Source organism: Streptomyces albus subsp. chlorinus (assembly GCF_013302895.1).
Lineage (GTDB): Bacteria > Actinomycetota > Actinomycetes > Streptomycetales > Streptomycetaceae > Streptomyces > Streptomyces chlorinus.
This window is the reverse complement of the sequence record NZ_VJOK01000001.1, coordinates 2573504-2586857: the sequence shown is the minus strand read 5'-3', so window position 1 is coordinate 2586857 and position 13354 is coordinate 2573504. Positions and strand designations below refer to the sequence as shown.

Sequence of the window (13354 nt, the reverse complement as noted above, 5' to 3'; positions counted from 1 at the left end):
CGTGCGAGTCGTGCGTCTCCAGCAGCACCCGCACGCCCAGGTCGCCGGCCATCGCGGCGGCCCGCTCCAGCCGCCGCACGGCCGTCGCGTCGGCCTCGGCACCGCCGCCGTCGCCGCCGGGGAAGACCCGCGCGTACGGCGCGCCCAGGCCGGCGGCCAGCTCCAGCAGGTCACGCACCTCGGCGAGGACGGGGGCGTCGTCGCCCGTGGCGGCCATTCTCGGGTAGCCGGCCACGCACAGCGGCGCGAGGCCCGCGTCCGCGAACCGCTCGGCCACCTCACGCCGTGCGCGCCGCTCCAGGCCGGGGTGGACGGGCTCCTCCGGGTGGGCGCGCAGCTCGATCCCGTGGAAGCCCGCCCGGCCGGCCAGGTCCAGGACGTCGGGGAGGGGCATGCCGGGAACGCCGAGGGTGGAGAAGGCGAGTCGCATGGGCCCAGCCGACCAGACGCCCTCCCGCCCGGCAAGGCCCGGACCCCACGTGTCGGGCGGGAGGGCGGCCCGCGGGGGTGAATATCCCCGCCGGAAAAAATTCACGCCGGGCGGTGCAACCGTTCCACCAGGCCGCGTGTCTTGGTCTGTGTCGGCACTCCCGAGGGGGGAAGCGGGAGCCGAGGGGGGAGAGGAAGGGCCCGGTCCGGTGGACCGGGCCCTTCGAAGTCCTCAGCCGCGGGCGGTGCGCACCGGTGTGCGCGTCCTCAGAACGGCACCCCGCACCGCAGCACCACGTTCGCGTACGGCCTGGCCTCGCCCGTGCGCACCACCAGCCGGGCCCGGCCGGTGAGCGCCTTCAGCTCCTCGTGCGGCACCAGTTCGAGACCGGGGAGGCGGTCCGCCAGCAGCGCACCGCACTCCGGGTTGGCCGCTTGGACCTCTCTCGCGGCGACCGCGCCCTCGACCTCCAGCTCGTCGAGGAGGCCCGCCAGCACCTCGGCGAAGGAGGGCACGCCCGCGCGGAACGCCAGGTCCACGACCGCGGGTCCCTCGGGGATCGGCAGCCCCGCGTCGCACACCACGACCAGGTCGGTGTGGCCCAGCCGGGCCAGCGCGCCGCTCAGATGGCGGTTGAGTATCCCGGACTTCTTCACTGGGCGCTCTCCTGTTCCCCGCGCTCCGCCTCGATCTCGGCCGCGCCGGGGTAGGACTCCTGCGCACCGGCCCGGGTGACCGCGAAGGCGCCCACGCGCACCGCGTACCGCACGGCCTGCTCCAGGCCGTCGCCCCGGCCCAGCCGCCAGCCGAGCGCCCCGGTGAACGCGTCTCCGGCGCCGGTGGTGTCCACGGCCCGCACCCGGGGGCTGGGCACCCGCACCATGCCGATGCCGTCCGTGGGACCGTCGCCCACGCCGGGCCCGGCCACCAGCGCGCCCTCCGCCCCGAGCGTGATGACGACACTGCGCGGGCCGAGCCCCAGCAGCGCGGTGGCCCACTCCCGCGGATCGTCGCCCAGCGACCGCCCGGTATCCAGCAGCAGCCGGGCCTCGTGCTCGTTGAGGACCAGCGGATCGCACAGCGCCAGCACGTCCTCGGGCAGCCGTGCGGGCGGAGAGGGGTTGAGCACGAGTCGCGCGTCGTGCTCGGCCGCGGCCCGTGCCGCCGCGGCTACCGTCTCCAGCGGGATCTCCAGCTGGAGGGAGACGACGGCGGCGGCTTCGAACAGCGCGCGTGCGGCCGCCACGTCGTCGGGGGAGAGCCGGGCGTTGGCACCGGGGGAGACGACGATGCTGTTGTCCCCCGCGGCGTCCACGGTGATGAGGGCGACGCCGGTGGGGGCGCCCTTGCCCTCGGCGCCACCCGTGGCGCCGCCCTCGCCGGGCTCCTTGATGCCTTCCTTGCCCACCGTGCCCGGAGTGTCCGTCGGGCCCACGAGGAGTCCCGCCAACGCCGCACCCGCGTCGCGCTGCGCCTCGGCCAGCATCCGGCCGTACGCGTCGTCGCCGACGCGCGCCAGCAGCGTGGTGCGGGCGCCGAGCCGGGCGGCTGCCGCCGCCTGGTTCGCGCCCTTGCCGCCCGGGTGGATCACCAGGTCCGACCCGAGCACCGTCTCGCCCGCGGCGGGGCGGCGTTCGAGGCCGATGACCAGGTCGGCGTTGGCGGACCCTACGACCAGCAGGTCGTACTCGTGCATCCGGTGTGCTCCTTCTGACCCCGCGCGGACCTCGCCCGCCGCGGGCCGTTCAGCCTGCTGCCCGTCCGGCTCCCGTCGGGGAACCGGGCGCCGCTCAGGAGAACCGGTCGACGTTCTTCTTGGTGACGATCTTCACCGGCACCTTGATCTGCTTGTCGACGGTGGTGCCGTCGACGACGCGCATGGCGTTGCGGACCGCCATCTTGCCCAGTTCGGAGGGCTGCTGCGCGACGGTCGCGTTCATGGTGCCCTTCTTGATGGCCTTCATCGCGTCGGGGGTGCCGTCGAAGCCGACGACCTTGACGCTCTTGCCGGCCTTGGCGCCCAGCGCCTTGATGGCGCCCAGCGCCATCTCGTCGTTCTCCGCGAAGACCGCGTCGATGTCCGGGTGGGACTGCAGCGCGTTGGTGGTCACGTCCAGGCCCTTGGCGCGCTGGAAGTCCGCCGGCTGCTTGGTGACGACCTTGATGCCGGGGTACTTCTTGAGGCCCTCGGCGAAGCCCTTGCCGCGCTCGCGCGAGGCGGAGGTGCCGGTCTGGCCCTGGAGGACGAGGATCTCGCCCTTGCCGCCGAGCAGCTCGTCGATCTGCTTGGCGGCCTGCTTGCCGCCCGCCACGTTGTCGGAGGCGACGGTGGTCTTGACCTCCGCCTTGTTCACGCTGCGGTCGGCGGCGACGACCGGGATGTTCGCGTTGTTCGCGGCCTTGACGGCGGGGGCCGCCGCGTCGGAGTCGACGGGGTTGATGATGATCGACTTCACCTGCTGCGAGGTGAAGTTCTGCATCTGGTTGGCTTGCTGGGAGGCGTCGTCGGAGGCGTTCTGGACGCTCAGCTGGGCGCCCTGCGCCTTGGCCTCCGCCTCGGCGCCCTCCTTCATCTGGACCATGAAGGGCTGGTTCAGCGCCGATATGGCGAAGCCGATCTTGGGCTTCTCCTTACCGCCCTTCGCATCGTCGCCGGAACCACAGGCCGAAGCCGTCAGGGCGACTGCCGTGGCCAGAACGACGGCAGACGTGTTCTTTCTCTTGCTCATTGCTGCATTCCTTGCAGTCGGCAGATGGACGAACTACGCGAACTCCCCCGTCGCACAAAGATCACGTGCGACGACGCAGTGTATCGAGTAGCACGGCGAGCGCGATGACTACCCCAATGACGACCTGCTGCCAGAAAGCGGAAACGTCGAGAAGGTTGAGTCCGTTGCGCAGAACAGCCAGTATGAGCGCACCGATAAGCGTTCCGGAAGCCTTTCCGACGCCTCCGGCGAGACTTGCGCCGCCGATCACGACGGCTGCGATCGCGTCCAGTTCGTAACCTGTGGCGGCGTTCGGCTGGGCGGAGGCGAGCCGGGAGGCAAGGACGATTCCGGCCACTGCGGCGAAGGTGCCCACCAGGGTGTAGATCACCAGCTTCTGGCGGCGGACCCGGATTCCGGACAGATGGGCGGCCTCCTCGTTGCCCCCGATCGCGTACATCGCGCGCCCGCTGTAGGTGCGGGCGAGCACCAGCGCGGCCACCAGGCCCATCACGAGCATCACGATGACCGGCACCGGCAGCCACTCGCCGATCGTCTTGCCGATCCAGGCCAGGGAGTCGGGCAGCAGCACCGGGTTGCCCTCGGAGACCACCTGCGCCAGACCGCGCGCCGCCGAGAGCATCGCCAGGGTCGCGATGAACGGCGGGAGCTTGCCGTAGGAGATCAGCACGCCATTGAGCAGGCCGCAGGCGGTGCCGGTGAGGATGGCCAGCACCACGCCCAGGAAGACCGGCATGCCCTGGGTGGTGGTGAACCAGCCGAGCATCACCCCGGAGAAGGCGGCCACCGAGCCGACCGACAGGTCGATCCCGCCGGAGACGATGGCGAAGGTGACGCCGAACGCGAGGATCGCGGTCACGGCCGCCTGCACACCCACGTTGAGCAGGTTCGTCGTGGTGAGGAAGTCACCGGACATGATCGCCAGGACGACGACCAGCACGACGAGCGCGCTCAGCGCGCCGTTGTCCAGCAGGATGCGCCGTACGACCTCCGGTGCCCCGCTGCCGCCGGGGCGCTTGCCGCCGGGGCGCTTGTCCAGGCGGTGACCCGGTTGCGTGTCAATGGCCACGGGGAGAGTCCTCCATCTCGCTCGTTCCTGGCGCGGAGGTGCCGACGGCCAGGGCCATGACGGCGTCCTGGGTGGCCTCCCGCGCGGTCAGTTCGCCGGCGATCCGGCCCTGGGACATCACCAGGACCCGGTCGCTCATGCCCAGCACCTCGGGGAGGTCGCTGGAGATCATCAGTACCGCGTGGCCGGAGGCCGTCAGCTCGTTGATGAGCTGGTAGATCTCGACCTTGGCGCCCACGTCGATACCGCGGGTGGGTTCGTCCAGGATCAGCACGCGGCTGTTGGCGAGCAGCCACTTGCCGATCACGACCTTCTGCTGGTTGCCGCCCGAGAGGGTGCGCACGTGCTGGTCGAGCCCGGCCATCCGCACACCGAGCCGGTCGGCGATGCGGGCGGCCTCCTTGCGCAGCCCGCCGCGGTCCACCAGCCCGCCCCGACTCGCCTCGCGCATCGTCACCAGCGCGAGGTTGTCGGCCACCGACGCGTCCGGCAGCAGGCCCTGCCCCTTGCGGTCCTCGGGCACCAGCCCGAGCCCCGCCGTGTGGGAGGCCCACACATCGCCGCCCGGCAGCCGCTTGCCCGCCACCTCGACGCGGCCCGCGTCGTAGCCGTCGGCCCCGAAGACCGCGCGGACGACCTCGGTACGGCCCGCGCCCACCAGCCCGGCGATGCCGACGACCTCGCCGGCGCGCACCTCGAAGCTGATGTCCTCGAAGACGCCCTGCTTGCGCAGCCCCGTCACCCGCAGCAGCGGCGCCGCCGAGGCCGCGGCCTGCTGCGCCTTCACCGTCTCGCGGGGGTACTGCTGCTCGATGCTGCGGCCCACCATCAGCCGCACCAGCTCCTCCTGCGGGGTGTCGGCCGGGACCTGGCCGACGCTGCGGCCGTCGCGCAGCACGGTGACCCGGTCGCCGATGGCGGGGATCTCCTCCAGGTGGTGGGTGATGAAGACGATGCCCACGCCCTCGGCGCGCAGCCTGCGGACGATCGCGAAGAGCCGGGTGACCTCCTCGGAGGTGAGCACGGCGGTCGGCTCGTCCATGATCAGTACACGGGTGCGCAGGCTGAGCGCCTTGGCGATCTCGACCATCTGGCGGCCGGCGATGCCCAGCTTCCCGACGGGGGTGCGCGGGTGCGCGGTCACACCGACCCGCTCCAGCAGCACCCTGGCGTCGGCCTCCATCTTCTTGCGGTCCACCAGCCCCAGACGGCGCGGCTGGCGGCCCAGGAAGATGTTCTCCGCGATGGACAGCTGCGGCACCAGGTTGAACTCCTGGTGGATGGTGGCGATGCCGAGCTTCTCCGCCGCCTCCGCGTCCGAGATGCGCACCTGCCGGCCCTCGCGCAGCACCCGTCCCGCGTCGGCGCGGTACGCACCGGAGAGCACCTTGATCAGCGTGCTCTTGCCGGCGCCGTTCTCGCCCAGCAGGACGTGCACTTCGCCCGCGCGCAGGTCGAAGTCGACACCGTCCAGGGCGACCACGCCGGGAAAGGTCTTGCGGATGCCCTCCGTGCGCAGCAACTCCCGTGCCGGGGGCGGGTCTGGGGTGGTCAACGGCGCGTCCTTTCGTCTTCGCCGCAGGAGCGGCGCGCTATGAGGTGGGCGGAGAGGGTGACGGAACCGGCGCTCCGTCCCTCCACCAGATCGGTCAGTGCGGCGACCGCGCGGTGGCCCAGCTCCTGGGTGGGCTGGGCGATCGCGGTGATGGGCGGATCGGTGTGCAGGAACCAGGGGATGTCGTCGAAGGCGGCCAGCGACACGTCGTGGGGCACCCGCAGCCCCAGCCTGCGCAGCTGTTCCATGACGCCCAGGGCCATCAGGTTGTCCGTCGCGAAGACGGCGTCGGGCGGCTCGGGCAGTGCGAAGAAGCCCTCCGTCACCCGGCGCCCGCTGGCCGTCTGGAAGTCGCCCTGGCCGATGTAGCCGCCGGGCAGCGGGAGGCCGAACTCCTCCAGCGCCGAACGGAACGCCTCCAGCCGCTCGTTGCTGGTGGTGCTCGCCACCGGCCCGGTGATGATGGCCAGCCTGCGGTGCCCGAGGGCGTGCAGGTGGGCGACCAGCTCCCGTACGGCCTCCCGGCCATCTGCCCGCACCAGCGGCACGTCCAGGCCCTCGATCCACCGGTCGACGAAGACCATGGGGATGCCGGCGAGGGCCGCCTCGCGCAGCGCGACGGAGTCGCCGTCGGCGGGGGAGACGAGCAGCCCGTCGATCCGGCGGTCCAGCAGGGTGCGCACGTGGTGGTCCTGGAGGGCGAGCTGCTCGTCGGCGTTGCCGATGATGACGCTGTAGCCCCGGCCGCGCGCCTCGTCCTCGACGGCGCGGGCCAGTTCGGTGAAGAAGGGGTTCAGCACGTCCCCGATCACCAGTCCGAGGGTGCGCGTCTGGTCGGTGCGCAGCGAGCGGGCCAGGGTGTTGGGGCGGTAGCTCAGCTCCGAGACGGCCGTCAGGACGCGGGCACGGGTCTCCTCACGGACGCCGCTGTGGTCGTTGAGCACGCGCGAGACCGTGGCCACGGAGACGCCGGCGCGTTTCGCCACGTCCTTGATGCCTGCCATAGCCGTGCCGGAGTCCAGGGTGGGAGAGAACGGGGAAGAGGGAGAGAACCGCCTCCGCGCGCAGGCCGCCGGGAGGCGCCGCGCCGCGCATGGAAACGATTACATCGGTCATGGAAAGTGATGTGCGCATGCTGACGCAAGTTGCTGACGTGGCCGATGCGAGATCGTGATGATGCGCGTGCACACGCAACTGCGGCCGTTACGCGGACGGTTCCCAGAGGTTGCGCACGGTTGTCCACAGGGCTGCCGGGGTGTCGGTATCCGGCGCTACGGTCTGGACATGACGTTCCAGCCTGCCGTGCTCGAAGGGGTCCTAGAGCGCATCACCTACGCCAACGAGGACAACGGGTACACGGTGGCCCGGGTGGACACCGGCCGCGGCCAGGGAGAACTGCTCACGGTCGTGGGCGCGTTGCTCGGCGCCCAGGCGGGGGAGTCGCTGCGCATGGAGGGCCGCTGGGCCTCCCACCCGCAGTACGGACGCCAGTTCCATGTGGACAACTACGTCACGGTGCTGCCCGCCACCATCCAGGGCATCCGCCGCTATCTGGGCTCCGGCCTGGTCAAGGGCGTCGGCCCGCGCATCGCCGACCGCATCGTGAGCCACTTCGGCGTCCGCACGCTGGAGGTCATCGAGGAGGACCCGGCCAAGCTCGCCGAGGTCCCCGGGCTCGGCCCCAAGCGCACCAAGCTGATCACCGCCGCCTGGGAGGAGCAGAAGGCCATCAAGGAGGTGATGGTCTTCCTCCAGGGCGTGGGCGTCTCCACCTCCATCGCCGTGCGCATCTACAAGCAGTACGGCGACGCCGCGATCCCGGTGGTGCGCGAGAACCCCTACCGGCTGGCGGCCGACGTGTGGGGCATCGGCTTCCTGACCGCCGACCGGATCGCCCAGGCCGTCGGCATCCCGCACGACAGCCCGGAGCGCGTCAAGGCCGGCCTGCGGCACGCGCTGTCGCAGTCCTCCGACCAGGGGCACTGCTACCTGCCCGAGGAGCGGCTCATCTCCGAGGCGGTCAAACTGCTCCAGGTCGACACCGGCCTGGTGATCGACTGCCTCGCCGAACTGGCGGACGACGAGGAGGAGGGCGGCGTCGTCCGCGAGCCGGTGCCCGACCCGGAGCACCCGGCCGAGACGCTGACGGCCGTCTACCTCGTGCCCTTCCACCGCGCTGAGGTGGCCCTGGCGGCGCAGCTGAAGCGGCTGCTGCGCGCGGGGGAGGACCGCCTGCCCTGGTTCCAGGACGTCGGCTGGGACAGGGCGCTGGGCTGGCTCGCGGCGCGTACGGGCGCGCGGCTGGCGCCCGAGCAGCGGGAGGCGGTGCGGCTGGCGCTCACCAGCAGGGTGGCGGTGCTGACGGGCGGGCCGGGCTGCGGCAAGTCGTTCACGGTGCGCTCCGTGGTGGAGCTGGCCCGCGCCAAGGGGGCCCGCGTGGTGCTGGCGGCGCCCACCGGCCGCGCCGCCAAACGGCTGTCGGAGCTGACCGGGGCCGAGGCGTCCACCGTCCACCGGCTGCTGGAGCTGAAGCCGGGCGGTGCCGCGGCCTACGACAGGGAGCGTCCGCTGGAGGCCGACCTGGTGGTGGTGGACGAGGCGTCCATGCTCGACCTGCTGCTGGCCAACAAACTCATCAAGGCGGTCCCGCCCGGCGCCCATCTGCTGCTGGTCGGCGATGTGGACCAACTGCCCTCGGTGGGCGCGGGCGAGGTGCTGCGGGATCTGCTCGCCGAGGGCGGCCCGGTGCCGGCCGTCCGGCTCCAGCGCGTCTTCCGGCAGGCGCAGCAGTCGGGCGTGGTGACCAACGCGCACCGCATCAACTCCGGGGCGCAGCCGCTCACCCAGGGCATGGAGGACTTCTTCCTCTTCGTGGAGGAGGACACCGAGGCGGCCGGGGCGCTGACGGTGGACGTGGCGGCGCGCCGCATCCCCGCGAAGTTCGGGCTCGACCCGCGGCGCGACGTACAGGTGCTCGCTCCCATGCACCGCGGCCCGGCGGGGGCCGGCGCCCTGAACGGGCTGCTCCAGCAGGCGGTCACCCCGGCCCGCCCGGGGCTGCCCGAGAAGCGGTTCGGCGGCCGGGTCTTCCGGGTGGGCGACAAGGTCACGCAGATCAGGAACAACTACGAGAAGGGGGCGAACGGCGTCTTCAACGGCACCGTCGGGGTGGTCACCGCGCTGGAGGCGGAGGAGCAGCGGCTGACGGTGCTCACGGACGAGGACGAGGAGATCGGCTACGACTTCGACGAGCTGGACGAGCTGTCGCACGCCTACGCCGTCACGATCCACCGCTCGCAGGGCAGCGAGTACCCGGCCGTGGTGATCCCGGTCACCACGGGTGCCTGGATGATGCTCCAGCGCAATCTGCTGTATACGGCGGTCACCCGGGCCAAGCGTCTGGTGGTTCTGGTCGGGTCGCGCAGGGCACTCGGTCAGGCGGTCCGCACGGTCTCGGCCGGAAGACGCTGCACGGCGCTGGCCCACCGGCTGCGCGGGGCGTGAGGCGGCTCGCTCGGCGGACGTCCCGGGAGGCGGGAAGCGTTCCGGGGGGTGACCATGACGCCCAGAAGGGTGCAGGATAGCTAGTTGGGCGGCACTGCGTGCCACCATGGAGCCCTCTGGCTGACCCCCAGTGCACCGCACGGCGCTGGATAAGGGAGAGTGGAAGAAGTCAGGGCACCTCGAAGAAGAGGCACTACGTCGGTGAGGGATGACGTGAGCGAGAACCGCGACAGCGAGAAATCCGTAGTAGTCCGCTACGGGGACGGCGAGTACAGCTACCCGGTCGTCGACAGCACGGTGGGCGACCGTGGCGTGGACATCGGCAAGCTGCGTGCCCAGACCGGTCTGGTGACCCTGGACTCGGGGTACGGCAACACCGCCGCCTACAAGTCCGCCATCACCTATCTCGACGGTGAGCAGGGCATCCTGCGCTACCGCGGCTACCCGATCGAGCAGCTCGCCGAGCGCGGCACCTTCCTGGAGACCGCGTACCTGCTCATCAACGGCGAGCTGCCCACCGTCGACGAGCTGAGCGCGTTCAAGAACGAGATCACGCAGCACACCCTGCTGCACGAGGACGTCAAACGGTTCTACGACGGCTTCCCGCGCGACGCCCACCCGATGGCGATGCTGTCCTCCGTGGTCAGCGCGCTGTCGACTTTCTACCAGGACAGCCACAACCCCTTCGACGAGGAGCAGCGGCACCTCTCGACCATAAGGCTGCTGGCCAAGCTGCCCACCATCGCCGCCTACGCCTACAAGAAGGCGATCGGCCACCCGGTGGTCTACCCGAGCAACGACCTCGGCTACGTCGAGAACTTCCTGCGGATGACCTTCTCGGTCCCGGCGCAGGAGTACGACCTGGACCCGGTCGTGGTCAACGCCCTCGACAAGCTGCTGATCCTGCACGCCGACCACGAGCAGAACTGTTCGACCTCCACGGTCCGCCTCGTCGGCTCCTCGCAGGCCAACATGTTCGCCTCGATCTCGGCGGGCATCAACGCGCTGTGGGGCCCGCTGCACGGTGGCGCCAACCAGAGCGTGCTGGAGATGCTCCAGAGCATCCAGGCCTCGGGCGGCGACGTCGACTCCTTCATCCGCAAGGTGAAGAACAAGGAGGACGGCGTCAAGCTCATGGGCTTCGGCCACCGCGTCTACAAGAACTTCGACCCCCGGGCGAAGATCATCAAGGCGGCGGCCCACGATGTGCTCTCGGCCCTGGGCAAGAGCGACGAGCTGCTGGACATCGCGCTGCGTCTGGAGGAGCACGCGCTGTCCGACGACTACTTCGTCGAGCGCAAGCTCTACCCGAACGTGGACTTCTACACCGGTCTGATCTACCGGGCGATGGGCTTCCCGACCAGCATGTTCACCGTGCTGTTCGCGCTCGGCCGGCTGCCGGGCTGGATCGCCCAGTGGCACGAGATGATCAAGGAGCCGAACTCGCGCATCGGCCGTCCGCGGCAGATCTACACCGGCGTGGTCGAGCGCGACTATGTCCCGGTGGAGGCCCGCTGAGGACACCGGAGGCCCGCCGGGCGCGGACCCCGTAAGCGGAAGACCCCCGTCCATCCGGATGGGGGTCTTCCGTTTGTAACCCTTCAGAAGAGACGTAGGTCACAGAAATTGGGGGGTAACCATCGGTGGGGTTCGCGGGTCTAACCGGGTGGCGTCGGCCTCCCGGCGGAGTCGTCGCCCGGCTTCGCGTCCGTCTTGGGGGACGGATACGAGGTGAAGGAACGGTGAACGTGCACGGGGAGCTTTGAGCGGCCCTCCCGCCCGCACGGTCACCCAGGAAGCGCCCGGCCAGGATCCCGTGGGGGGAATCCATGACCGGGAAAAGGAAGCGCCCCGTCGTCGGGCCCGTGGGGGGACTCGTACGACGGGGCGCTTCCGCTGTCCGGGGGCGGCGGCGCGGAGCCGTCCGGCCGTCTCGGTGCTCCGGCGCGCGGCCGGCCTGCTCAGGCGCGGCCCACCAGTTCGTAGCCGGCCTCGTCCACCGCCTCGCGCACGGCGGCCTCGTCCAGCTCGCCGGAGGAGGTGACGGCCACCTCGCCGGAGGCGGCCACGGCCTTCACCGCGGAGACGCCCTCGATCTTGGAGATCTCCTCCGACACCGCGCCCTCGCAGTGTCCGCAGGTCATTCCGGAGACCTTGTAAGTGGTCGTGACGGTGCTCATGGCCCCTCCTTCAGTTGCCGGTTCGGACGCGCCACACTATACCCCCTGCGGGTATACGCCAAGTCCGCCCCCTCTCCTCAGCGGCCCCCGCGGTGTCCCGGTCTGCGGGTGACCCAGTCGCGGACGGTGTCCGCGAACCAGTAGGGCCGCCCCCTCTCCACGAGGTCCGGCGCCGGTAGGAGACCGTGCTTCTTGTAGGAGCGCACCGTGTCCGGCTTGACGCCGATGTGCGCGGCGATCTCCCGGTACGACCACAGCTGTCGGTCGGCCATCTCCACCTCTCAGGTCGGCTGGCGAGCACTGGGCTGTGCCGGGTGAACGACGCAGAGTGATCCTTGGCGGGGGGCTGTGGACGGGCTGTGACAGCGGACCGGTGGAACCGTGACATTGGCGACAGGGTGCGCGCCTTGGGGCTGCCGGGGTCGCGTCACGTCAATATGTAAGGACAAAGTATTGACAGGGGTCTTCGGCCCGACGGACGATGAGCCGGGCCGCCACCCGTGAGGGCCGCCACCCTCGCGGGCCGCCGCTCGCGGAGGTCGCCATCCGCAGGGGCCGCCGCCCGCGCGGACCGGCGGGCCCGGCAGCGGAGGACGGCCGGGAAGGACGGGCCGGGCACGCCGGCAGGAGAGGGGACGGGAGCCATGACCGAGCCGCACGACGTGGTCACCATGGGCCGCATCGGAGTGGACATCTACCCCCTCCAGGCGGGCGTGCCGCTCCAGCACGTCGAGAGCTTCGGCAAGTTCCTGGGCGGCTCCGCCACCAACGTGGCCGTCGCCGCCTCCCGGCTCGGCCGCTCCACCGCGGTGGTGACCCGCACCGGCGACGACCCGTTCGGCCTCTACTGCCATGAGGCGCTGCGCGGCTTCGGCGTGGACGACCGGTGGGTGACGCCCGTGCGGCGGTACCCGACCCCGGTGACGTTCTGCGAGATCTTCCCGCCCGACGACTTCCCGCTCTACTTCTACCGGCAGCCCAAGGCCCCCGACCTGGAGATCCACGAAGGCGAGCTGGATCTCGACGGCATCGCCGCCGCCCGGATCTTCTGGATGACCGGCACCGGGCTGTGCGAGGAGCCCAGCCGCGGCGCCACCCTCGCCGCGCTCGCCGCCCGCGGCACGGGCGGGGGGAGCCGCGCGGACGCGGGAAGCGGCGCGGGAGAGGCCGAGGCGGCCTCCGCGCCCGGGGCGGCCTCGGCCTCCGCCTCCGGGGCGGCGACCGTCTCCGGAGGGACGGCCGCACCCGGGGCGGCGACCGCCTCCGGTGCGGCGACCGGATCCGGGACGGTGGCCGCCACCGGGACGGTGACCGCACCCCGGGCGGCGACCGCCACCGTCTTCGACCTCGACTGGCGGCCCGCCTTCTGGGGCGCGGGCCGCGACGGGGACCGCACCGCGGCCGAGGCCGCCGAGGCCGCCCGCCCCCACTACCGCGCCGCCCTCGCGCACGCCACCGTCGCCGTCGGCAACCTGGAGGAGTGCGAGGTCGCCACCGGGGAGCGCGAGCCTGGCGCCTGCGCCGAGGCGTTGCTGGCGGCCGGCGTCGAACTGGCCGTCGTCAAACAGGGCCCCGAAGGCGTGCTCGCGATGCACGAGGACGGCGGCGTCGCGGAGGTGCCGCCGCACCCGGTGCGGGTCGTCAACGGGCTGGGCGCGGGCGACGCGTTCGGCGGTGCCCTGTGCCACGGGCTGCTGGCCGGATGGGAACTGGAGTACGTGATGCGGTACGCCAACGCGGCCGGGGCGCTGGTCGCCTCGCGGCTCGCCTGCTCCTCCGCCATGCCGACCGCGCCCGAGGTCGAGGACCTGCTGCGCTCCTGACCGCGCGGCGGCCCCGCCCGGCGGCCCGTCCAGCGTCCACGCGCAGCCGCCGCCCGGGGCTCCA

At 71.7% G+C, this 13354-nt stretch carries 10 protein-coding genes and 1 pseudogene; 3 read left to right on the top strand and 8 right to left on the bottom strand.

The window, feature by feature from the left end; all coding sequences use genetic code 11:
• The 6 genes and pseudogenes from FM076_RS11620 to FM076_RS11590 form a co-directional block, all read right to left on the bottom strand.
• A partial coding sequence (locus FM076_RS11620) for a sugar phosphate isomerase/epimerase family protein (protein WP_173870044.1) occupies nt 1-430 on the bottom strand: 430 nt, incomplete at its 3' end.
• Between the two features lie 266 nt (nt 431-696).
• The gene (rbsD, locus tag FM076_RS11615; protein WP_173870042.1) at nt 697-1086 is read right to left on the bottom strand and encodes a D-ribose pyranase; all 390 of its coding nucleotides are present in this window, start codon (nt 1084-1086) and stop codon (nt 697-699) included.
• Complete coding sequence (locus tag FM076_RS11610; RefSeq protein WP_173870040.1) at nt 1083-2126, bottom strand: ribokinase; 1044 nt, start codon at nt 2124-2126, stop codon at nt 1083-1085. Before FM076_RS11610 ends, rbsD begins: the two co-directional genes overlap by 4 nt.
• Before the next feature lie 94 nt (nt 2127-2220).
• Nucleotides 2221-4198, bottom strand: a pseudogene (locus FM076_RS33650) (substrate-binding domain-containing protein).
• A gap of 19 nt (nt 4199-4217) precedes the next feature.
• On the bottom strand, nt 4218-5783 hold the full coding sequence (locus FM076_RS11595; RefSeq protein ID WP_173870037.1) for a sugar ABC transporter ATP-binding protein: 1566 nt from the start codon (nt 5781-5783) through the stop codon (nt 4218-4220).
• Entirely contained in the window at nt 5780-6787 is a 1008-nt protein-coding gene (locus tag FM076_RS11590) for a LacI family DNA-binding transcriptional regulator (RefSeq protein WP_173870036.1), read from the bottom strand. Before FM076_RS11590 ends, FM076_RS11595 begins: the two co-directional genes overlap by 4 nt.
• A gap of 280 nt (nt 6788-7067) precedes the next feature.
• Here FM076_RS11590 and recD2 point away from each other — a divergent pair, with 280 nt between their 5' ends.
• Together recD2 and FM076_RS11580 are read left to right on the top strand one after the other, a co-directional pair.
• Nucleotides 7068-9287, top strand: coding sequence for an SF1B family DNA helicase RecD2 (gene recD2, locus FM076_RS11585; RefSeq protein ID WP_173870035.1), 2220 nt, complete (start codon nt 7068-7070; stop codon nt 9285-9287).
• A gap of 213 nt (nt 9288-9500) precedes the next feature.
• Nucleotides 9501-10805 carry a citrate synthase gene (locus FM076_RS11580; protein ID WP_173870033.1) on the top strand — a complete coding sequence of 435 codons (1305 nt, stop codon included), beginning with the start codon at nt 9501-9503 and terminating at the stop codon, nt 10803-10805.
• A 443-nt stretch (nt 10806-11248) separates the two neighbouring features.
• Here FM076_RS11580 and FM076_RS11575 read toward each other — a convergent pair whose 3' ends face one another.
• A complete protein-coding gene (locus FM076_RS11575; RefSeq protein ID WP_173870031.1) occupies nt 11249-11467 on the bottom strand; it encodes a heavy-metal-associated domain-containing protein in 219 nt (72 codons plus the stop codon).
• A 77-nt stretch (nt 11468-11544) separates the two neighbouring features.
• On the bottom strand, nt 11545-11739 hold the full coding sequence (locus FM076_RS11570; RefSeq protein WP_173870029.1) for a MerR family transcriptional regulator: 195 nt from the start codon (nt 11737-11739) through the stop codon (nt 11545-11547).
• A gap of 372 nt (nt 11740-12111) precedes the next feature.
• Between FM076_RS11570 and FM076_RS11565 the strand changes: the two genes are divergently transcribed.
• Entirely contained in the window at nt 12112-13290 is a 1179-nt protein-coding gene (locus FM076_RS11565; RefSeq protein WP_173870027.1) for a 5-dehydro-2-deoxygluconokinase, read from the top strand.
• Nucleotides 13291-13354: the final 64 nt, after the last annotated feature.

Bases quoted from the DNA above. Each gene is read 5' to 3' on its own strand.
- FM076_RS11610 (WP_173870040.1), bottom strand. From the start codon at position 2,126: ATGCACGAGTACGACCTGCTGGTCGTAGGGTCCGCCAACGCCGACCTG.
- FM076_RS11590 (WP_173870036.1), bottom strand. From the start codon at position 6,787: ATGGCAGGCATCAAGGACGTGGCGAAACGCGCCGGCGTCTCCGTGGCC.
- recD2 (WP_173870035.1), top strand. From the start codon at position 7,068: ATGACGTTCCAGCCTGCCGTGCTCGAAGGGGTCCTAGAGCGCATCACC.
- FM076_RS11575 (WP_173870031.1), bottom strand. From the start codon at position 11,467: ATGAGCACCGTCACGACCACTTACAAGGTCTCCGGAATGACCTGCGGA.
- FM076_RS11570 (WP_173870029.1), bottom strand. From the start codon at position 11,739: ATGGCCGACCGACAGCTGTGGTCGTACCGGGAGATCGCCGCGCACATC.
- FM076_RS11565 (WP_173870027.1), top strand. From the start codon at position 12,112: ATGACCGAGCCGCACGACGTGGTCACCATGGGCCGCATCGGAGTGGAC.